Annotated in this window: 16 protein-coding genes and 1 tRNA gene; 11 read left to right on the top strand and 6 right to left on the bottom strand. The window is 69.4% G+C overall.

Annotation, left to right across the window (positions count from 1 at the left end; genetic code table 11):
- Positions 1–37: 37 nt before the first annotated feature.
- Positions 38–913 carry a fused MFS/spermidine synthase gene (locus tag ACQG07_RS02755; RefSeq protein WP_192005285.1) on the bottom strand — a complete coding sequence of 292 codons (876 nt, stop codon included), beginning with the start codon at positions 911–913 and terminating at the stop codon, positions 38–40.
- A 61-nt stretch (positions 914–974) separates the two neighbouring features.
- Between ACQG07_RS02755 and ACQG07_RS02750 the strand changes: the two genes are divergently transcribed.
- The 4 genes from ACQG07_RS02750 to ACQG07_RS02735 all read left to right on the top strand — a co-directional run bounded on the left by ACQG07_RS02750 (position 975) and on the right by ACQG07_RS02735 (position 5614).
- A complete protein-coding gene (locus ACQG07_RS02750) occupies positions 975–2774 on the top strand; it encodes an ABC-F family ATP-binding cassette domain-containing protein (RefSeq protein ID WP_137242013.1) in 1800 nt (599 codons plus the stop codon).
- Positions 2775–2912: 138 nt separating this feature from the next.
- Entirely contained in the window at positions 2913–3821 is a 909-nt protein-coding gene (locus tag ACQG07_RS02745) for a MetQ/NlpA family ABC transporter substrate-binding protein (protein ID WP_426737076.1), read from the top strand.
- 103 nt (positions 3822–3924) lie between these two features.
- The gene (locus ACQG07_RS02740) at positions 3925–4953 is read left to right on the top strand and encodes a methionine ABC transporter ATP-binding protein (protein WP_426737075.1); all 1029 of its coding nucleotides are present in this window, start codon (positions 3925–3927) and stop codon (positions 4951–4953) included.
- Position 4954: 1 nt separating this feature from the next.
- On the top strand, positions 4955–5614 hold the full coding sequence (locus ACQG07_RS02735; RefSeq protein WP_064296483.1) for a methionine ABC transporter permease: 660 nt from the start codon (positions 4955–4957) through the stop codon (positions 5612–5614).
- Here the strand turns inward: ACQG07_RS02735 and ACQG07_RS02730 are convergent, their stop codons facing one another.
- Positions 5615–6109: a MarR family winged helix-turn-helix transcriptional regulator gene (locus ACQG07_RS02730; RefSeq protein ID WP_347869440.1), complete on the bottom strand. Its 495-nt coding sequence runs from the start codon at positions 6107–6109 to the stop codon at positions 5615–5617.
- Between the two features lie 112 nt (positions 6110–6221).
- On the opposite strand from ACQG07_RS02730, the gene ACQG07_RS02725 reads away from it, so the two are divergent.
- The 3 genes from ACQG07_RS02725 to ACQG07_RS02715 all read left to right on the top strand — a co-directional run bounded on the left by ACQG07_RS02725 (position 6222) and on the right by ACQG07_RS02715 (position 8835).
- A tRNA-Gln gene (locus ACQG07_RS02725) sits at positions 6222–6293 on the top strand.
- 47 nt (positions 6294–6340) lie between these two features.
- On the top strand, positions 6341–7822 hold the full coding sequence (gene glmU / locus ACQG07_RS02720) for a bifunctional UDP-N-acetylglucosamine diphosphorylase/glucosamine-1-phosphate N-acetyltransferase GlmU (RefSeq protein ID WP_426737074.1): 1482 nt from the start codon (positions 6341–6343) through the stop codon (positions 7820–7822).
- Positions 7823–7857: 35 nt separating this feature from the next.
- Positions 7858–8835, top strand: coding sequence for a ribose-phosphate diphosphokinase (locus ACQG07_RS02715; protein ID WP_079705464.1), 978 nt, complete (start codon positions 7858–7860; stop codon positions 8833–8835).
- Between the two features lie 75 nt (positions 8836–8910).
- On the opposite strand, the gene gndA is transcribed toward ACQG07_RS02715, so the two are convergent.
- Positions 8911–10371 carry an NADP-dependent phosphogluconate dehydrogenase gene (gndA, locus tag ACQG07_RS02710; protein ID WP_426737073.1) on the bottom strand — a complete coding sequence of 487 codons (1461 nt, stop codon included), beginning with the start codon at positions 10369–10371 and terminating at the stop codon, positions 8911–8913.
- Between the two features lie 266 nt (positions 10372–10637).
- Here gndA and ACQG07_RS02705 point away from each other — a divergent pair, with 266 nt between their 5' ends.
- The 3 genes from ACQG07_RS02705 to pth all read left to right on the top strand — a co-directional run bounded on the left by ACQG07_RS02705 (position 10638) and on the right by pth (position 12634).
- Complete coding sequence (locus tag ACQG07_RS02705) at positions 10638–11141, top strand: gluconokinase (protein WP_274499619.1); 504 nt, start codon at positions 10638–10640, stop codon at positions 11139–11141.
- A gap of 174 nt (positions 11142–11315) precedes the next feature.
- Entirely contained in the window at positions 11316–11924 is a 609-nt protein-coding gene (locus ACQG07_RS02700; protein WP_426737072.1) for a 50S ribosomal protein L25/general stress protein Ctc, read from the top strand.
- A 128-nt stretch (positions 11925–12052) separates the two neighbouring features.
- The gene (pth, locus tag ACQG07_RS02695) at positions 12053–12634 is read left to right on the top strand and encodes an aminoacyl-tRNA hydrolase (RefSeq protein WP_086473844.1); all 582 of its coding nucleotides are present in this window, start codon (positions 12053–12055) and stop codon (positions 12632–12634) included.
- Between the two features lie 7 nt (positions 12635–12641).
- On the opposite strand, the gene ACQG07_RS02690 is transcribed toward pth, so the two are convergent.
- From ACQG07_RS02690 to folP, 3 genes are all read right to left on the bottom strand, one after another.
- Positions 12642–14684, bottom strand: coding sequence for a hypothetical protein (locus ACQG07_RS02690; RefSeq protein WP_426737071.1), 2043 nt, complete (start codon positions 14682–14684; stop codon positions 12642–12644).
- Between the two features lie 112 nt (positions 14685–14796).
- Positions 14797–15549 carry a pyrimidine reductase family protein gene (locus ACQG07_RS02685; RefSeq protein ID WP_426737070.1) on the bottom strand — a complete coding sequence of 251 codons (753 nt, stop codon included), beginning with the start codon at positions 15547–15549 and terminating at the stop codon, positions 14797–14799.
- 22 nt (positions 15550–15571) lie between these two features.
- Positions 15572–16504, bottom strand: coding sequence for a dihydropteroate synthase (folP, locus tag ACQG07_RS02680; RefSeq protein WP_159878161.1), 933 nt, complete (start codon positions 16502–16504; stop codon positions 15572–15574).
- Positions 16505–16628: 124 nt separating this feature from the next.
- Here folP and mfd point away from each other — a divergent pair, with 124 nt between their 5' ends.
- Positions 16629–20240: a transcription-repair coupling factor gene (mfd, locus tag ACQG07_RS02675; RefSeq protein WP_426737069.1), complete on the top strand. Its 3612-nt coding sequence runs from the start codon at positions 16629–16631 to the stop codon at positions 20238–20240.
- Positions 20241–20245 lie beyond the last annotated feature (5 nt).

Here is a 20245-nt window from a genome sequence, read left to right as displayed (position 1 = left end):
CGTAGCGCAATCGTGGGGGCGCGCAAAGGGAGGACGCTCAGTCCCAGCGGGGGTCGTCCGGGTCGGGGGAGTCCTCGCCGTCGGCGTCGGTCATGATCGTCGCTCCGTCGATCCAGGCGGCCAGGGCATCGCCGTGCAACTGGACGGGCGCCGGCGCGCCGAACAACTGCGGGTGCGTGACGGCGGCAAGCTGGCTGTCGCTCGCGAAGATCACGACGTTGCCGAGCGGGCCCTCGTCGTCGACCGGATCGAAGTCGAGGACGACGGCGACGTGAGCGAACACCGTCAGGAGGGTGGCCGCCTGGCGCCGGGAGTAGTCGAAGGGGCTGCCGTCGAGGAGGTTCACCGCGATCACGCCGTCGGCCGCGGACCGCGCCGCCACCCGGCGGTAGAACTCGAGGCTCGCGACCCGACGATGGATCACCGCGGCGTCCCAGAGGTCGACGACGGTCACCTTCGCGTCCCGCCACGCCGTGACGTCCGCGTCGGTGGTGGTGGCTTCGTCGATCGGCTCGTCCGCGACGGCCCTGGCATCACCGAAGCGGACCTCGACCCGGTGGCCGTCCGGGAGCGGCAGCGCGTCCAGCATCCCGGTGTACAGCTCCGGCTCGAACTCGACGACGAGCTGTGGCGATCCCGGACGGGTCGCCTGGACATAGCGGGGGAGCGTCAGCGCGCCGGCACCGAGGTGGACGACGAAGAGCTCCTCGCCCGCCGGCGCCTCGGCGTCGATCACGCGGGCGATGTGCCGGATGTACGGGTACTCGAGCAAGCGGGGATCCGCGAGGGAGACCACCGACTGCGGGATGTCGTCGACGCTGAGCTCGTAGCGCAGCGTCCGCTTGTCGAGGAGGGTGATCCGGGCGTCGCGACGGCCGAACGGGAGCCGGCGGGAACGGGAGAACAGAGGCACCCGTGCAGCCTACGGTGCACGGGCGGTGGTCGACGCCCGGGGCCGGTATCGTTGACCGGATATGGCACACCTTCTCGGCGCTGAAGCGCTCCACCTCGAGTACCCGACCAAGGTCGTCTTCGACGGCATCACGATCGGGGTGAACGAGGGCGACCGCATCGGCATCGTCGGCCGCAACGGCGACGGCAAGTCCACGCTCCTCGGCCTCCTCGCCGGCCGCAAGGAGCCCGACTCCGGACGCGTGACGGTGCGCAACGGCGTCACGGTCGGCGTGCTCGACCAGTCCGACACCCTCGACCACGACAAGACCGTCGGACAGACCATCGTCGGCGGCTTCGACGAGCACGAGTGGGCGGGCGACCCGAAGGTCCGCGACGTCATCTCCGGCCTCGCCTCCGACATCGCCTGGGACGCCCTCGTCGCCGACCTCAGCGGTGGTCAGCGCCGCCGGGTCGCGCTCGCGGCCCTGCTCGTGGGCGACCACGACATCCTCTTCCTCGACGAGCCGACGAACCACCTCGACGTCGAAGGCATCACCTGGCTCGCGCAGCACCTCAACCGCCGCTGGTCGAAGAACTCCGGCGGCCTGCTCGTCGTGACCCACGACCGGTGGTTCCTCGATGCCATCTGCACGGCCACGTGGGAGGTGCACGACCGCATCGTCGAGCCCTTCGAGGGTGGGTACGCGGCGTACGTCCTGCAGCGCGTCGAGCGCGACCGCTCCGCCGCGGTGTCCGAGGCCAAGCGCCAGAACCTCATGAAGAAGGAGCTCGCCTGGCTGCGCCGTGGCGCTCCCGCCCGCACGGCCAAGCCGAAGTTCCGCATCGAGGCCGCCAACGCGCTCATCGCCGACGAGCCGCCCGTGCGCAACACGGTCGAGCTGGCCGGCATGGCGACCGCCCGCCTGGGCAAGGACGTCGTCGACATCCTCGACGTCACGGTGTCCTACGGCGACCGGACGGTCATCAAGGACGTCGAGTGGCGCATCGCCCCGGGCGAGCGCACCGGCATCCTCGGCGTGAACGGCGCCGGCAAGTCCACCCTCCTCGGGCTCGTCACCGGCGAGGTCGAAGCGACCGAGGGTCGCGTCAAGCGCGGCAAGACCGTGCAGGTCGCGACACTCACGCAGCAGCTCGACGAGCTCGCCGAGTACGAGCAGGACCGCGTGAGCGACGTCATCGGGCGCAAGCGCACGAGCTACGTGGCCGGCGGCAAGGAGATGACCCCGGGGCAACTGCTCGAACGCCTCGGCTTCACGAGTGCGCAGCTGTCGACGCCGGTGAAGGACCTCTCGGGTGGCCAGCGCCGCCGCCTGCAGCTCCTGCTCATCCTGCTCGACGAGCCGAACGTCCTCGTGCTCGACGAACCGACCAACGACCTCGACACCGACATGCTCGCCGCCATGGAGGACCTCCTCGACTCGTGGCCGGGCACCCTGCTCGTCGTCTCGCACGACCGGTACTTCCTCGAGCGGGTGACCGACCAGCAGTACGCGATCATGGACGGCCACTTCCGGCACCTGCCCGGCGGCATCGACCAGTACCTCGAGCTCAACGCCGGGACGGCCGGCAGCCGCTCCCAGGAGCACGACCGCCCGACGGCCTCCGGCGGTGGCCCGACCAAGAAGACGCCGAAGCTGAGCGGTGCGGAGCTCCGGAACGCGCAGCAGGAGATCAAGGCGATCGACCGCAAGCTCCACAAGCTCAACGGTCAGATCGAGCAGGCCCACGAGAAGGTCGCGGTCCACGACCAGAGCGATTTCGCCGGGATCACCGCGCTCGGTGCCAAGATCCAGGCCATGTACGGCGAGATCGCCGACCTCGAGGTCCGCTGGCTGGAGCTCTCCGAGCTCGTCGAGTAGTCCACTCGCGGCGGCCGGATCACCTCGATCGTCGCTCTGTTCCGAAGTGTTACGCACTGGTTCGTCATCCCTGCTAGGCCGACGTACCGTCGAATCAGCGTCCACCGGCGCGCACCACCCGAAAGAGGAATCACAGCAATGACCTTCTCGAAGAAGCTTCTGGCCGGACTGGCCATCATCCCCGCCATCGCGCTCCTCGCCGGATGCGCCGGCGGCGCAGGCGCAGGCGCCGCCGCTGAGGACAAGGGCACCGAGGCGAACCCCGTCAAGATCGGCGTCGTCGGCGCGAGCGACCCCTACTGGGAGACGTACAAGGAGGCCGCCGAGAAGGACGGCATCTACGTCGACATCGTCGACTTCGGCGAGTACACCCAGCCGAACCCGGCACTGACCGAGGGCGAGATCGACCTCAACCAGTTCCAGCACATCGTCTACCTCGCGCAGTACAACGAGGCGTCCGGTGAGGACCTCACGCCGATCGGTTCGACGGCGATCTACCCCCTCGGCCTCTACTCGACCAAGGTCGACAGCGTCAAGGACATCAAGAAGGGCGACACGATCGCCATCCCGAACGACGAGAGCAACCAGGCTCGTGCGCTCCTCGTCCTGCAGTCCGCCGGCCTGCTGGAGCTGAAGGACGGCGGCAACATCTTCTCGACGCCGGACGACATCATCGCCGACAAGTCGAAGGTCACCGTCACCTCGCTCGAGGCCTCGCTGACGCCGACCTCGCTGCCTGACGTCACCGGCGCGATCATCAACAACGACTTCATCAACGACTCCGGCCTGAAGGCGTCCGACGCGATCGCCGAGGACGACCCGTCCGACCCGAACGCGCTGCCGTACGTGAACATCTTCGCCGCGAAGGCCGCCGACGCCGACAACGAGACGTACGCGAAGCTCGTGAAGATCTACCAGGACACCAAGTCCGTCGTCGACGGCGTCGTGGAGAACTCCGGTGGAACCGCGGTTCCGCTGAAGACCCCGGTCAAGGACCTCGTCAAGTCGCTCGAGACCGTCCAGAAGGACATCAAGGCCAAGGGCTGATCCAACGTTCAGAGCGTTCCTGTGGGAGGCTGTCATCCGCTTCCACAGGAACGCTTCGTCGTTTCACCGCCCCCTGATCACCCGACACACCGAGGACACCCCCATGCCACTCGTCAGCCTCCGAGACGTCGCGAAGCGGTACCCGTCTCCGCAGAAGGGCGCCGCGCCGATCGCCGCGATCGACGGCGTCGACCTCGACATCGAGGCCGGTGACGTCTTCGGGATCATCGGCTACTCGGGAGCCGGCAAGTCGACGCTCGTCCGCCTCATCAACGCGCTCGAGCCCGCGACGTCGGGGAGCATCGTCGTCGACGGCACCGAGGTGACGACGCTCTCGGAGCGCGGTCTCCGCGACCTCCGCCTCGGCATCGGGATGATCTTCCAGCAGTTCAACCTCTTCAACTCCAAGTCGGTGCGGAAGAACATCGCGTACCCGCTCGAGGTCGCCGGACGTCCCCGCGCGGAGATCCGCACCCGGGTCGACGAGCTGCTGAAGTTCGTCGGGCTGTCCGACAAGGCCGACAACTACCCCGACCAGCTCTCCGGCGGCCAGAAGCAGCGCGTCGGCATCGCTCGCGCGCTCGCGACCTCGCCCCGGATCCTGCTCGCGGACGAGGCGACGAGCGCCCTGGACCCCGAGACCACGCAGGAGGTCCTGGCGCTGCTCAAGCAGGTGAACCGCGACCTCGGCGTGACCATCGTCGTGATCACCCACGAGATGGAGGTGATCCAGTCGCTCGCGACGAAGGTCGCCGTCATGGAGCGTGGCAAGGTCATCGAGCAGGGCGACGTCTTCGAGGTGTTCTCCGACCCGCAGCACGCCGCGTCCAAGCGCTTCGTCTCGACGGTCATCAAGGGCGTCCCGTCGCCGGCCGAGCTGGCGGTGCTCAAGGAACGACACGTCGGGCGCATCGTCACCCTGTCCTTCCGCGACGGCGACGCGTTGCAGGCGGGCGTCTTCCTCACGCTCGCGCAGGCGGGCGTCGACTTCGAGCTCGTCTACGGCGGGATCAACGACATCCAGGGTCGCGCGTTCGGCCACCTGACCCTCGCCCTCCGCGGCGACGACCAGACGATCGACGGGGCGCTGACCGCCATCGGATCCCAGGCAACCGTGACGGAGGTGCGCTGACATGGATGCACTGATCGATCTGCTCCCGAAGCTCGGCGACGCGACCGTCGAGACCCTCTACCTCGTCTCCTTCAGCCTGCTCTTCGGTGGGATCGCTGGACTCGTCGTCGGCACCGGCCTCTACGTGACGCGGCCCGGCAACCTGTACTCGCACCCGGTGCTCTACGGCGTACTCAACGTGATCGTGAACATCTTCCGGCCGATCCCGTTCATCATCTTCCTGGCCGCCGCCCAGCCGCTCTCACGACTCGTGATCGGCACCGGCATCGGTGCGAACGCGTTCATCTTCATCATCTCCCTGGCGGCGACCTTCGGCATCAGCCGGATCGTCGAGCAGAACCTGCTGACGGTGTCGCCCGGCGTCATCGAGGCCTCGCGTGCCGCGGGTGCGAGCCGGCTCCGGACGTTGCTGAGCATCGTCCTCCCGGAGGCGCTCGGTCCGCTGATCCTCGGCTACACCTTCGTGTTCGTGGTCATCGTCGACATGTCGGCGGTCGCGGGCTTCATCGGCGGCGGTGGGCTCGGTGCCTTCGCGATCCAGTACGGCTTCCGGCAGTTCGAGCCGGTCGTCACGTGGGCCGCGGTGATCATCATCATCCTGCTCGTGCAGCTCATCCAGTTCTTCGGCAACTGGCTGGCCCGGAAGATCCTCCGGCGGTAGCTAGTCGAAGTCGAGGCTGAGCTTCCGCAGCAGGACGGTCAGTCGGGCCTGTTCGGTCGAGCTCAGGCCGTCGAGCAGGTCCGCCTCGGCGTCGACGAGGCGTGTGATGGCCGCGTCGACCGTGTTGAGTCCCGCGTTCGTCATCTGCACGAGGATGCCGCGGCCGTCGTTGGGGTCGCCCTGGCGTTCGACGAGTCCGCGCTCGACCAGGCGGTCGATGCGGTTCGTCATCGTGCCGCTCGAGACGAGCGTCTGGAGCAGCAGGGCCTTCGGACTCAGTCGGTAGGGGGAGCCGGCGCGCCGGAGCGCCGCGAGGACGTCGAACTCCCACGGCTCGAGGTTCGACCGGGTGAAGGCCGCCCGACGTGCCCGGTCGAGGTGGCGTGACAGCCGCGCGACACGGGAGAGGACCTGGAGGGGCGAGAAGTCGAGGTCCGGGCGCTCGCGGTTCCAGGCGTCGACGATCCGGTCGACCTCATCGGTGCTAGCTGGCATCCCACCATTATCGAGGCACGCGGGCGTTGGGGCTCGATCGGCCGCCGCGAGCTGATTCCGAGGCGGCACATCCATGGCAGAATTGACCACGCTCCGCCGTCAGGCTGAGTGGTCCGCCATAGTGTAACGGCAGCACGGCAGCCTTTGGAGCTGTTCGGTCCAGGTTCGAATCCTGGTGGCGGAGCGACCGATCACCGACCGGGCGAGTGCCCGGACCGAGGGGGAGCACACGTGACCGACGACCGTCTGGCCATCATCATCCTGGCTGCTGGCCAGGGAACCCGCATGAAGTCGGCGCTGCCGAAACTCCTGCACCCGCTCGGCGGCGTGCCGATCGTCGGCCATGTGCTGGCGACCGCCCGCTCGCTCGACGCCGGGCACGTCATCGCCGTCGTCCGCCACGAGCGCGACCGCCTCGTCGAGGCCATCGAGTCGGAGCTCCCCGGTGCGACCATCGTCGACCAGGACGAGGTGCCCGGCACCGGTCGCGCGGTGGAGCAGGCGCTCCTGGCGCTGCCCGACGACTTCGACGGCGACGTCCTCGTGGTCAACGGCGACGTCCCGTTGCTGAACGCCGCCACGCTCACCACGCTCATCGAACGCCACCGCAACCACGACGTCGCGGCGACGATCCTCTCGGCCATGCCCGACGACGCGACCGGCTACGGACGCATCATCCGAACCGAGGCCGGGGCACTCGACTACATCGTCGAGCAGAAGGACGCGACCGACGCCGAGCGGGCCGTCAACGAGATCAACGCCGGGGTCTACCTCTTCGGTGTGAGCCAGCTCCGCGACGCGCTCGCCGAGGTCACCACCGACAACGCCCAGGGGGAGAAGTACCTCACGGACGTCATCGGCCTCCTGCGACGCGCTGGCTCCGAGGTCTCTGCGCTCCCCGTGAGTGACTCCTGGCTGGTCGAGGGCATCAACGACCGCGCCCAGCTGAGCGCCGCCGCGGCCAAACTGAACGCCCTCCTCGTGCGCGCCTGGCAGCTCGCCGGCGTGACCGTCCAGGACCCGGCCACGACGTGGATCGACATCAAGGCGCGGCTGCACGCCGACGTCACCCTGCTTCCCGGGACGCAGATCCTCGGCGCGACGGTCGTCGAGTCCGGTGCGACGATCGGTCCGGACACCACGCTCATCGACACCGAGGTCGGCGCTGGTGCGCGCGTCCGCCGCACGGACGCGACGCTGTCGGTCATCGGTGCCGGCGCCGAGGTCGGGCCGTTCGCCTACCTGCGACCCGGCACGGTGCTCGGCGAGCACGGCAAGATCGGCACCTTCGTGGAGACGAAGAACGCACAGATCGGTGAGGGCAGCAAGGTCCCGCACCTCAGCTACATCGGCGACACCGAGATCGGCGTCGAGTCGAACGTCGGTGCCGGCACGATCACCTCGAACTACGACGGCGTGCACAAGCACCGCACGACCATCGGATCGCACGTCCGCACCGGCGCGCACAACACGCTCGTCGCCCCGGTCAGCGTCGGCGACGGCGCCTACTCCGGTGCCGGCACCGTCATCCGCAAGGACGTCCCGGCAGGGGCGCTGGCGTTGACGGTCGCGCAGCAGCGCAACGTCGAGGGCTGGGTCGAGCAGAAGCGCCCGGGTACGGCGGCTGCGACGGCTGCCGGCGCCGCATCGGCGGCACCGGCCGTGGATGCCGTGTCGGACGACGCGGCTGCGGCTGGTAACGTCGACTCGTGAGTGAGGCCGGAGGATTCCGGCAGAAGGCAGGGTCTGTGTCAGGCATCACGGCGGACAACAAGAAGCAGCTGGTTCTCGTCTCCGGACGAGCCCACCCGGAACTCGCCGAGGCGATCGCGGCGGAGCTCGACTCCGAGCTCCTCCCCACCGATGCCAGGACCTTCGCCAACGGCGAGATCTACGCCCGGTACGACGAGAGCATCCGCGGCACCGACGTCTTCGTCATCCAGTCGCACACCGCTCCGATCAACGAGTGGCTCATGGAGCAGCTCATCATGGTCGACGCGGCCAAGCGGGCGAGCGCCAAGCGCATCACCGTGGTCGCCCCGTTCTACCCGTACGCGCGCCAGGACAAGAAGGGTCGCGGACGCGAGCCGATCTCCGCCCGCCTCGTCGCCGACCTCTTCAAGGCCGCCGGTGCCGACCGCATCATGTCGGTCGACCTCCACGCCGCGCAGATCCAGGGCTTCTTCGACGGTCCCGTCGACCACCTCTTCGCGATGCCGGTCCTCCTCGAGCACTTCCGCGCCAAGCTCGACGCGTCGACGCTGACGGTCGTCTCGCCCGACATGGGCCGCGTCCGTGTGGCCGACATCTGGAGCGACAAGCTCGGTGCGCCGCTCGCCATCATCCACAAGCGCCGCGACCCGCTGGTCCCCAACCAGGTCAGCGTCCACGAGATCGTCGGTCAGGTCGAGGGCCGGGTCTGCCTGCTCGTCGACGACCTGATCGACACCGGACGCACGATCGTGAAGGCGGCCGAGGCGCTCAAGAACGCCGGCGCGATCGGCGTCGTCGTCGCGGCCACCCACGCGGTCTTCTCCGACCCGGCGGTGGAGCTCCTGCAGAGCGACGCCATCGACTCGGTCGTCGTCACCGACACGCTCCCGGTCGACGAGGCCAAGCGTTTCGACAAGCTGACCGTCCTCTCGATCGCGCCGCTCATCGCCCGTGCCATCCACGAGGTCTTCGACGACGGCTCCGTCACGAGCATGTTCGACGGCGCCGCGTAGCCCGGCACCCTCCGCTGGTACGCAGAACGCCCGGTCCGAACTCGGACCGGGCGTTCTGCGTCTGCAGGCCGTGGACTAGTGGCTCGAGCCCGCCTGCTCGACCTCACTGCGGTCGCCCGACCAGAGGGTGTGGAACGTGCCGTCGAGGTCCACGCGCTTGTAGGTGTGCGCGCCGAAGAAGTCGCGCTGGCCCTGGACGAGCGCTGCGGGCAGACGTTCGGCGCGGAGGCCGTCGTAGTACGACAGCGACGACGAGAACGCCGGCGAGGGGATGCCCGCCTGGGCGGCCGCGACGACCACGCGGCGCCAGCTGTCCTGCGCCTCCGCGACGGCGTCGCTGAAGTAGGGCGCCGTCACGAGGGCGACCAGCTCGGGGTCCTCCTCGTAGGCCTCGGTGATGCGGTTGAGGAACTGCGCGCGGATGATGCAGCCGCCGCGCCAGATCTTCGCGATCTCGCCCTTCTTGATGTCCCAGCCGTATTGCTCGGCACCGGCGACGATCTCGTCGAAGCCCTGCGAGTAGGCGATGATCTTCGACGCGTAGAGCGCCTGGCGCACGTCCTCGACGAACTGGTCGGGGTCGGCGACGGTCCACTCCTCGGAGGGACCGGCGAGTTCGCGGGCCGCTGCGCGCTGCGCCGGCTTCGACGACAGCGAACGGGCGAACACGGCCTCTGCGATGCCCGACACCGGGATGCCGAGGTCGAGTGCCGTCTGCACGGTCCACGCGCCGGTGCCCTTGGCGCCGGCCTGGTCGAGGATGACGTCGACGAGCGGCTGCCCGGTCTTCGCGTCGACCTGCTTGAGGACCTCGGCGGTGATCTCGATCAGGTAGCTCTCGAGCGTGCCGCGGTTCCACTCGGCGAAGATCTCCGCGATCTCGGCCGGCGACTTGCCGGTGCCGCGACGGATGAGGTCGTAGGCCTCGGCGATGAGCTGCATGTCCGCGTACTCGATACCGTTGTGGATCATCTTGACGAAGTGGCCGGCGCCGTCGGTGCCGACGTGGGTGACGCAGGGTTCCCCTTCGGCGATCGCAGCGATCGACTTGAGGATGGGGCCGAGGGTCTCCCACGCTTCGGCGGAGCCGCCCGGCATGATCGACGGTCCCTTGAGGGCGCCCTCCTCGCCGCCGGAGATACCGGCGCCGACGAAGTTGATGCCGGTCTCGCGGACGGCCTTCTCGCGGCGAATGGTGTCGGTGAAGAGTGCGTTGCCGCCGTCGACGATGATGTCGCCGGGCTCGAAGACCTCGGTGAGCTGCTGGATGACGGCGTCGGTGCCCTTACCCGCCTGCACCATGATGATCGCGGTACGTGGCTTCGAGAGCGACGCGGCGAACTCCTCGATGGTCTTCGACGCGACGAAGCCGGCCTCGGGGTGCTCGCTCACGAGCAGGTCGGTGCGTTCGGGGGAGCGGTTGTACACGGCGACCGTGTTGCCCTCGCGGCTCGCCAGGTTGCGTGCGAGGTTGCTGCCCATGACGGCCAGACCGACGACGCCGATGTTGGCGCGAGCTTCGGCGGTGTTCACCATGTGGTTCTCCTTCAGAGTGGGTGATGCGGGAAGCGTTCCGAGTGCTCAGGAGTCGACGGGGCGGCTGCAGGACAGCGGCGACACCCTCGTCGATCCGGGCACGGCCCGTCCTGCAACCGTAGCAAAGGGAGGTGTCGCTCCACCTCTCAATGACCCCGCGTGCAGGTGAGGTCCGAGCGGACCGTGCGGAGGTGTCCGGTATCGTGCTGTGCGGGTCGGGCGAGCCGGCCGCCCGGTCATCGGCCGGAGACCACAGGGGGTTCCGTGTGAAAGCACCGCTCGTCGTCGTCATGGGCGTGTCCGGGTCCGGGAAGAGCACGACCGGGGTGCTGATCGCCGACCGGCTCGGGGTGCCCTTCGTCGACGCCGACGCCCTGCACCCGCTCGAGAACGTGCGCAAGATGGCCGCCGGAACGCCGCTCGAGGACCCCGACCGCTGGCCCTGGCTGGCCCTCGTGGGCAAAGCACTCGCCGACGCCTCGGACACCGGGCTCGTGATGGCCTGCTCCGCACTCCGACGGGCCTACCGGGAGGCGATCCTCGCTGAGGCGCCAGGGGTGCGGTTCGTGCTCCTGCACGGCTCGCGCGAGGTGCTCGGACGCCGGATGGAGGGCAGGAGCGGTCACTTCATGCCGCCGTCGCTCCTCGACTCGCAGTTCGCACTCCTCGAAGACCTGGACGCCGACGAACCGGGCTTCGTGGTGGACGTCGACGCCACCGTCGATGAGATCGTGGACGAGGCGGTCGCGGGCCTCAGCGCGGTGCGATAGACTCTCCCACTGAACTTCGGCGAGGGAAGCGGCCCGTGGCAGCTTCCGTGATCGACGCGGTGGTCTGGCTTCCGGCTTTTCCTCACGCAGATACGCGTTCGAGTTGACTCATCCATTCCGCCGCGCATCGTCGCGGCACGACCAACCGGGTGCAAGACCCGTGAGGAGAACATCATGTCCGATGACCTGAAGGTCACCGCGGAACTCCGCGAATCGTTCGGCAAGGGCGCAGCCCGCAAGCTCCGTGCCCTCGGCAAGATCCCCGCCGTGCTCTACGGCCACGGCACCGAGCCCGTGCACGTCTCGCTGCCCGGCCACCAGATGCTGCTCATCCTCCGCAAGTCCAACGCGGTGCTCGAGCTCGACATCGCCGGCAAGGGCCAGCTCGCGCTGGTCAAGGACGTCCAGAAGGACCCCGTGCGCCAGATCATCGAGCACCTCGACCTCATCGTGGTCAAGAAGGGCGAGAAGGTCCAGGTCGACATCCCCGTGACCATCGAGGGCGAGTCCGCCGCCGGCACCATCCTCAACCAGGACGCCACCACGGTGAGCCTCGAGGTCGAGGCGACCCACATCCCCGAGCGCGTCACCGTCAGCGTCGAGGGCCTCGAAGAGGGCGCCCAGATCCTGGCCGGCGACCTCGAGCTCCCGAAGGGCGCTTCGCTCATCACCGAGACCGACGTCCTCATCGTCGCGATCACCGTCCCGGCCGCTCCGGCGGACGAGGAGACGGAGGCTGCTGAGGCCGCCGCCGAGGAGACCGCAGCCGAGGCCGCGGAGTAGTCACCACTCCAGCAGACGAACCTGTCGCCCGCCCGCCCCGATAGTCTCGGTGCATGGCAGGCGGCAGGTTCGCTCGGTTTCTGGCCGGTCTCACCGGTCGAGCCGAGGCGTTCGATCAGGAAGGCAGCATGGCTGCAGACACGTGGCTCATCGTCGGGCTCGGGAACCCGGGCGAGCAGTACGCCCGCAACCGGCACAACGTCGGGCAGATGGTCCTCGACGAGCTCGCGAAGCGCATCGGCGGAACCTTCAAGACCCACAAGGGGAACGCGCGCGTGGCCGAGGGGCGTCTCGTGCCGGGCGGCCCGAAGCTCGTCCTCGGCAAGCCCAACAGCTACATGAACCTCTCCGGCGGCCCCACCGCAGCGCTCGCCCAGTTCTTCTCCGTCGACCCCGACCACGTCATCGCCGTCCACGACGAGCTCGACATCCCGTTCGACTCGATCAAGCTCAAGCAGGGCGGCGGGCATGGTGGGCACAACGGCATCCGCGACATCGCCTCAGCGCTGAAGACCCCCGAGTTCCTGCGCGTCCGGGTCGGTATCGGGAGGCCGCCGGGCCGTCAGGACGCCGCCGACTTCGTCCTCAAGGACTTCGCGGGAACCGAGCGGGAGCAGCTTCCCATGCTGGTCTCCGACGCCGCCGATGCGGTCGAGCTCCTCGTGAACGAGGGCCTGTTGGCTGCACAGACCCGGTTCCACGGCGCCTGACGCCCGCTCAGCCGAGCGGTGAGCGGACGCGTCGGCCCTGGCGCGTGCCGGCGCCGACGAGCACCGCGCCCACCAGGAGCAGTCCGCTGATGAGCAGTGCGGTGGAGAGTGGGACCTCGGCTCCCGTCCGGACCAACGGCGCCTGCGGTTCGAGCGGCGCGACCCTCCACACGATGCCGAGCGAGGTGTGGAGCGCCCCCGTCGAGACGCGGGGTGCGTCCGGGAGTGGCAGGCGACCGGTGTCGGCCGAGGTCACCGACCCGGTGGCGGCGTGGTCCGATGCGCGCGAGTACCCGGTCAGGACCGCCTCGAACGCGTGGACGAACGAGTCGTCGTCGAGCGCTTGCGGTGTCAGGACGAGCGGCTCGGTGCTGGTGCAGACCGTCGAGGCACCAGGCTCGATGAGCTCGCTGCTGCAGGTGAGGCGGGTGTCCGGCGTCTCCGCGAGGGTGATGTCGCCCAGCGCGTTCTCGCCGGTGTTGGTGACCGTCGCGATGACGCGCAAGCGGTCACCGGGGTCGGTCGTGACGGTCTCGCCCTCGACCGGAACCCACGATCCGTCGGCACCATGGATCTCGAGGCGGACGGTGCCCTCCACGGCCAGCGCGGGGACGAGCACGCGGTAGGTGGTCTCTTCCGTGCTGCTGAGCCCGGAGGCGGTCTGTTCCACGCGGACGACGGCCTCGCCGGACTCGACGGTCACGGTGCTCACGCAACTCCAGTGGCCGGACGGGTCCACGGTGGTCTCACATCGGGTGTGGCCCTCGCCGTCGCGCACGGTGATGCCGGCGCCCGGCTCGCCCGTTCCGGCGAAGATCGGTCGTGAGGACTCGACGAGGGCGCCCGATGCCGGGCTCTCGATCGCGACCCGATCGATGGCGGTCAGGGCGGGCTGTGAGCCGAGGTCGAGCCCACGGACGGCGTCTCCCGCCACGGTGACGGTCAGCGCGCCGCGAGCGACCGGTGTCGCGTCGACCTCGATCGTGCAGGACCCCTCGCCCGCCGCGAGGTCGCCGGTGAACGCGATGTCGGCCCCGGACGCCGGAGCGGTCACCTCCGCCGAGCAGCTCGCGGTCACTCGCGGATCGGTGGCGACCGCGAGTCCACCAGGCAAGGCCGTCTGCACGGACCAACCGGCCTTCGCGGCGAGTTCCGGGGTGTTGCGCACGACGAAGCGAAGACGCATCGTGTCCCCGACGAAGGCGGTGTCCTGCGACAGCTCGACATCGAGGGTCGGGGTCACGTCGATGATGCTCAGATCGTCGAAGGCGTGGTCATTGCCCGATCCGCCGCCGTGATCGTTGCGCATCACGACACCGATCGCCGCCGCGTCCACCAGCATCGAGGCATCGCCGGCGAAGTGCCCGGCACGAGCGGAGACGCCGCCGTGGCTGAGCGATTCGGCGCGGTCGTCCGTGCAGGGGTCGATCGTCTGCTCGGACACCGGGTGTTCGACGCCGTCGGGGGTCCGCAGCGCCAGCTGCAGTGCGGTCGGCACCGCTGCGAAGCAGTTCAGGGACGCGACGTTCACGGAGGCGGTCAGGAAGCGGCCGGTGCCGGTCGCCAGTGGGATCGGCGTGGTCGTCTCCAGTTCGACCGCGCCGTCTGGACCGTTCGTCTGGGTATAGGCCGCAACGGCGGAGTTGGTCCCGGGATCGGTGCCGTTGAGGACGCCCAGCACTCCGGCGAGGGCACGGACGTTCGCCATGGCGCTCGTGGCGTCGAGGCAGTCACCGGGCTCGGCGCCCGTCATCGAGGCGGACATGATGAAGCCGTTGCATGCCGCTCGATCCGTCCAGAAGTCGTCGGCGTCGAACCGGAGGTCCGAACGGCCCAGGTAATCGCGGACCGACATGGGCGTGCCGGTGTCGGGTGCGCGTTCGAAGTCCTCGTGGAAGACCGCACCGCTTGGAGTGCCTGCTGCGTCAGTCGGTGGCTCGAAGGCCGTCGCTCCTGCCGGCGCCGGTTGGATCATCGAGAGGGTCCAACCGACCGCCAGGACGAGTGTCGTGGTCAGGATCGGACGGAGTGGGCTGGTCGAAACGCGCATGCAGCATCCCAAGAAATCATCGGATGGGGGAGGCCGCCAGCGTAGCAGCGCTGGTCGTCTGGGATATCAGACGATCGAGGGATGGAAGTCCGATGAAGTGGGAGCCGACGGCTCAGGCGCGTACGTACCGCGAGATCAGCAGCTCGTCCGAGCGCAGGAGGTGCTGCAACCGCATCGGTCGCGGTGCTTCGGACGCGGGACCCGCGGAGACCCGGACACTCTCCCCGCCGACGAGCGACGGACTGATCGTCAGACAGAGTTCGTCGACGGCGTCAGCGGCGATGAACGAGCCGAAGAGTGCCGGACCACCCTCGCACAGGATCTGCCGCAGGCCGCGGTCGGACAGCGCCTGGACGACACGCGCCGGTTCGACGTGTTCGTCGCCGCACGCCACCACGTCGGCGACCGCCTCAAGCGCCGCGCGCTTCGCGGGGTCGGCGCGGTCGGTCGTCACGACGAGCGGCCGGACCGGCGCCTGGGTGAAGACCTCCGAGCGGAGATCGAGGTCGAGCGAGCCCGACACGATCGCGAACACCGGGTGCAGGGGGAGGTCGTGGTCGTCGCGCCACACCGCGGCGTCGACGTCGAGCCGCATGGCACCGTAGCCCTCGTCGCGCACGGTTCCGGCACCGACGAGCACGACGTCGGAGAGCCGACGCAGGATGTCGAACACGGTCTTGTCGGCCGGGCCGCCGAGCCCGCCGGAGACGCCGTCGACGGTCGCTCCACCGTCCAGGCTCGTCACGAAGTTCACGCGGACGGTCGTGGCGGAGCGGTCCTCGACGGTGTAGGCCGCCACGAGCTCGTCGACCGACAGTGGTCGGTCCTGCGCGGGGACCAGGCTCGTGATGCTGGGGGTGCTCATGTGACTCCTCGAGGGTTCCGGATCAGACGTTGTGGACGGGCGCCACCGGTGCGCGGAAGCCGAGGATCGCCTCGGTCATCCGCACGGCCGCGATCGACTCGGGCACGGCGTGCATCCGCACGATGCGGGCGCCGAGGAGGATGCACGCCGCAGCGGACACCAGGGACCCCTCGAGACGTTCCGACTTCGGGCGGTCGAGGGACTCGCCGATGAAGTCCTTGTTCGACACCGCGGCGAGCGTCGGCAGCCCGAGCGCGGCGATCTCGTCGAACCGTCGGGTGAGTTCGAGCGTCTGCACGGTGTTCTTGTTGAGGTCGTGCCCGGGGTCCACGATGAGCCGTGACTCGGGGACGCCGTGGGAGAGTGCGAGGTCGACGCGGGCCGTCAGGAAGGCGGCGACCTCACCGGCGACGTCGTCGTAGTGGGGGCGGGGATGCGGCTGCCTCGGCCTGGCCAGGCTGTGCGTGATGACGAGCGTGGCCTCGCTCGCGGCGACGACGTCCGCGAGAGCCGGGTCGTGGATCCCCGTGGTGTCGTTGATGACGGAGGCGCCCGCCGCGATGCAGGCCGCCGCCACCTCGGGGCGGAAGGTGTCGACGGAGATGACGACGTCGCTCCGTGCGGCGAGCGCCTCGACGACGGGGAGCACGCGGTCGATCTCCTCGGCGGTGGGGATCTCCGGCCCAGGGGCGAACTTGGCTCCGCCGATGTCGACCCAGTCGGCGCCCTGTTCTGCGGCGGTCACGGCGGCGTCGACGGCTCGGTCGAGCGAGAACGTCGCGCCCTGGTCGAAGAAGGAGTCCGGGGTGCGGTTGATGATCGCCATGACCGCGACCTGCTTCGAGAAGTCGAACGTCCGCGCTCCGATCCGGCGGATCGGTTGGCGGATCGGGGGGAGCGGGAAGCCGCCGGTCCGTTCGGGGTGTCGGTCTGACCGGGGCTCCGTGCTCGTCATGGGTCAATCATGACGCGTCCGGCGCGAGAGGATGCCGCGTGACGCGTCGTCCGCAGCCGATTGACAGCGGTGGCCGGTGGGCGATGGGGTCATGGGTGTCGGTGGCTCGGCGTAGGCTGTCCCGGTGACGCTTCAGGGTTTGACTCACGCGCTTCGGCGCGCCGCAACGATCGACGATGCCCTCGCGTACGCGGGCAAGAGCGCGGACTTCTCCGTGATCGACGGGCTGCGTGCACCGCTCCTCGCGGCGCTCATGGACGAGCGCGGTCGGCAGGGTGCCGCCCAGGCGGCCCTCGTCGTCACCGCGACCGGCCGCGACTCCGAGCGGCTCCGCTCCGCGCTCAGCGACCTCATGCCAGAGGCCGAGATCGTCGAGTTCCCGGCCTGGGAGACCCTGCCACACGAGCGCCTCAGCCCGAGCGCCGAGATCGTCGGCCGACGCCTGGAGGCGCTGCGGCGGCTCGGCGCCTGGGCGGGGGAGCGGCCGTTCCTCCTCGTCGCGTCGGTGCGCGCCGCGCTGCAGCCCGTGGCCGACAACCTCACCGAGACCGCTCCCATCGAACTCGTCCAGGGCGGTCGCGGACACGACCTCGCCGCGATCGCGCTGCGCCTCGTCGAACTCGCGTACACCCGGGTCGACATGGTGTCGCGGCGTGGTGAGTTCGCGCTGCGCGGTGGCATCCTCGACGTCTTCCCGCCGGTCGCCGACCACCCGTACCGGGTCGAGTTCTTCGGCGACGAGGTCGACGGCATCCGGGCGTTCTCGGTCGCCGACCAGCGTTCGCTGCCCGAGCCGGTCGACGCGATCCACCTGCCGCCGTCCCGTGAGCTGCTCCTCAGCCCGGCAGTCCGGCAGCGCGCCGCGGAGATGCAGCATGAGTTCCCGAGCCTCACCGGGATCCTCGAGAAGATCGCGGAGGGCATCGCGGTGGAGGGCATGGAGTCGCTCTCCCCGGCCCTCGTCGACCGCCTCGTCCCGATCACCCATTACCTGCCGGATGGAGCGGCCATCGCCGTCGTCTCGCCGGAGCGCGTCGTCACGAGGTCGATCAGCCTCGCCGAGACGAACCGCGAGTTCCTCGCCGCCGCATGGAGCGCCGCGACCGTCGGTGCGAACGCGCCGATCGACCTCGCCTCCGGCGACTTCATCTCGCTGGGCGCCCTGAAGGAGTCCGTCACCTTCAGCGCTCCCGGCCAGCCGGCGCCCGACCACCCGTGGTGGACGTTCAGCGGCTTCCGCGCCGGACCCGACGTCGAGACGCTACCGGAACACCTCGAACTCGACGAGCTCCTCACCGTCACGGTCGCCGGCGACACCGTGCCGAGCTTCCACGGCAACGTCGAGGGCGCCATCGAGCACGTCGCCGACCGCATCCGCGAGGGCTGGACGGTCGTCATCGCGGCCCGCGGCGTCGGCCTGGTGGAGCGGGCGGCCGACGTCCTGGCGGAGCACGAGATCGCGGCCCGCATGGTCGACGAACTCCCCGTCGAGCCGGAGCCCGGCGTCGCCTACCTGTTGCAGGCCGACGTCGAGGGCGGGTTCGAGCTCGAGGCCTCCAAGCTCATGCTGCTCGGCGAGGCCGAGTTCTACGGCCGCACCGCGGGGTACGACTCACGTCTCGTCAAGAAGCTCGCCACCCGACGCAAGAACGTCGTCGACCCCATGCAGCTGCGGTCCGGCGACTTCGTCGTGCACCAGACCCACGGCATCGGCAAGTTCGTCGAGATGACCCAGCGCGAGGTCTCGAGCGGCGGACGCAACCCGGTGAAGAGCACCCGCGAGTACCTCGTGCTCGAGTACGCACCCTCCAAGCGCGGGTACCCGGGCGACAAACTGCTCGTCCCCACGGACCAGCTCGACCTCCTCACCCGCTACGTCGGCGGCGAGGCCCCCCAGCTCAGCAAGATGGGCGGCAGCGACTGGTCGCAGGCGAAGAGCAAGGCCCGCAAGGCCGTCCGCGACATCGCGGTGGAGCTCGTCAAGCTCTACTCGGCGCGCATGGCCTCGAAGGGACACGCCTTCGGCCCGGACACCCCGTGGCAGCGCGAGCTCGAGGAAGCGTTCCCGTTCGCGGAGACCCCCGACCAGCTGCAGACCATCGACGAGGTCAAGGCCGACATGGAGCGCGAGATCCCGATGGACCGCCTCCTCTCCGGCGACGTGGGGTTCGGGAAGACCGAGGTCGCCGTCCGTGCCGCGTTCAAGGCCGTCCAGGACGGCAAGCAGGTCGCGATGCTCGTGCCGACCACCCTGCTCGTCAAGCAGCATTTCGAGACCTTCCAGGAGCGGTTCGCCGGGTTCCCCGTGCACTTGCGGCCGCTCAGCCGGTTCCAGTCCGACAAGGAGGCGCGGGAGGCGCTCGCCGGACTCGCCGACGGCACGGTCGACGTCATCATCGGGACGCACCGTCTGCTGACCGACAAGGTGCAGTTCAAGGACCTCGGCCTCGTCATCATCGATGAGGAGCAGCGGTTCGGTGTCGAGCACAAGGACGCCCTCAAGAAGCTGAAGACGAACGTCGACATCCTGGCGATGAGCGCGACCCCGATCCCGCGCACGCTCGAGATGGCGGTCACCGGCATCCGGGAGATGTCCACGCTGGCGACCCCACCGGAGGACCGCCACCCGATCCTGTCCTTCGTCGGTCCGTACAACGGCAAGCAGGTCGGTGCGGCGATCCGGCGCGAGCTCCTGCGCGAGGGCCAGATCTTCTTCGTGCACAACCGGGTCTCGTCCATCAGCCGCGTCGCGGCGGACCTCGCGGAGCTCGTCCCCGAGGCGCGCATCGCCATCGCCCACGGGCAGCTCGGCGAGGCCGCGCTCGAACAGGTCGTGGTCGACTTCTGGGAGCGCCGTTTCGACGTCCTCGTCTGCACGACGATCATCGAGACCGGCCTCGACATCTCGAACGCGAACACGATCATCATCGACCGCGCCGACAAGTACGGTCTGAGCCAGCTGCACCAGCTGCGGGGTCGTGTCGGTCGCGGCCGCGAGCGCGCCTACGCGTACTTCCTGTACGACGAGCACAAGCCGCTCTCCGAGACCGCCCACGACCGGCTCTCGACCATCGCGGCGAACAACGAGCTCGGCAGCGGCATGCAGGTCGCCCTGAAGGACCTCGAGATCCGTGGCGCCGGCAACATGCTCGGCGGTGAGCAGGCCGGCCACATCGCGGGCGTCGGCTTCGACCTCTATCTCCGCATGATCGGCGAAGCCGTGTCCACCTTCCGTGGCGACGTCGCCGAAGGGCAGACCGAGCTCCGGCTCGAACTGCCCGTCGACGCACACATCCCCGAGGAGTACGTCGACAGCGAGCGGCTGCGGCTGGAGGCCTACCAGAAGCTGTCGGCCGCGTCCGGACCTGCGGCCAAGGACGGCCAGATCGACCTCGTGATCGACGAACTCACCGACCGATACGGCGAGCCGCCGGCGCAGGTGAGCACGCTCATCGCCGTGTCGCGGCTCCGTCAGCGTGCGCAGCGCTCGGGACTCAGCGACCTCATCGCCGTCGGACCGAACCTGCGGGTCACGCCCGCCGACCTCCCCGACTCCATCCAGACGCGGCTGCGACGCATGTATCCCGGCGCGAAGTACCTGGCCCAGACGAACACCGTCATCGTGCCGTTGCCGCGCGTCGGCGACGAACCGCTGGCCGACACCGACCTCATCGCCTGGGTGCAGCAGTTCCTGAACGCGATCTACCCGCTGCCGGAGGGCTCGACGTCGTCCTAGCGGGC

This window comes from Plantibacter sp. 2H11-2, assembly GCF_050031945.1.
Classification (GTDB): domain Bacteria; phylum Actinomycetota; class Actinomycetes; order Actinomycetales; family Microbacteriaceae; genus Plantibacter; species Plantibacter auratus.
This window is presented reverse-complemented; position numbering and strand designations above follow the sequence as displayed.

Excerpts from the sequence above, each read along its gene's own strand:
- ACQG07_RS02750 (WP_137242013.1), top strand. The coding sequence starts at position 975 with ATGGCACACCTTCTCGGCGCTGAAGCGCTCCACCTCGAGTACCCGACC.
- ACQG07_RS02745 (WP_426737076.1), top strand. The coding sequence starts at position 2,913 with ATGACCTTCTCGAAGAAGCTTCTGGCCGGACTGGCCATCATCCCCGCC.
- ACQG07_RS02740 (WP_426737075.1), top strand. The coding sequence starts at position 3,925 with ATGCCACTCGTCAGCCTCCGAGACGTCGCGAAGCGGTACCCGTCTCCG.
- ACQG07_RS02735 (WP_064296483.1), top strand. The coding sequence starts at position 4,955 with ATGGATGCACTGATCGATCTGCTCCCGAAGCTCGGCGACGCGACCGTC.
- ACQG07_RS02730 (WP_347869440.1), bottom strand. The coding sequence starts at position 6,109 with ATGCCAGCTAGCACCGATGAGGTCGACCGGATCGTCGACGCCTGGAAC.
- gndA (WP_426737073.1), bottom strand. The coding sequence starts at position 10,371 with ATGGTGAACACCGCCGAAGCTCGCGCCAACATCGGCGTCGTCGGTCTG.
- ACQG07_RS02700 (WP_426737072.1), top strand. The coding sequence starts at position 11,316 with ATGTCCGATGACCTGAAGGTCACCGCGGAACTCCGCGAATCGTTCGGC.
- pth (WP_086473844.1), top strand. The coding sequence starts at position 12,053 with ATGGCTGCAGACACGTGGCTCATCGTCGGGCTCGGGAACCCGGGCGAG.
- ACQG07_RS02690 (WP_426737071.1), bottom strand. The coding sequence starts at position 14,684 with ATGCGCGTTTCGACCAGCCCACTCCGTCCGATCCTGACCACGACACTC.
- ACQG07_RS02685 (WP_426737070.1), bottom strand. The coding sequence starts at position 15,549 with ATGAGCACCCCCAGCATCACGAGCCTGGTCCCCGCGCAGGACCGACCA.
- folP (WP_159878161.1), bottom strand. The coding sequence starts at position 16,504 with ATGACGAGCACGGAGCCCCGGTCAGACCGACACCCCGAACGGACCGGC.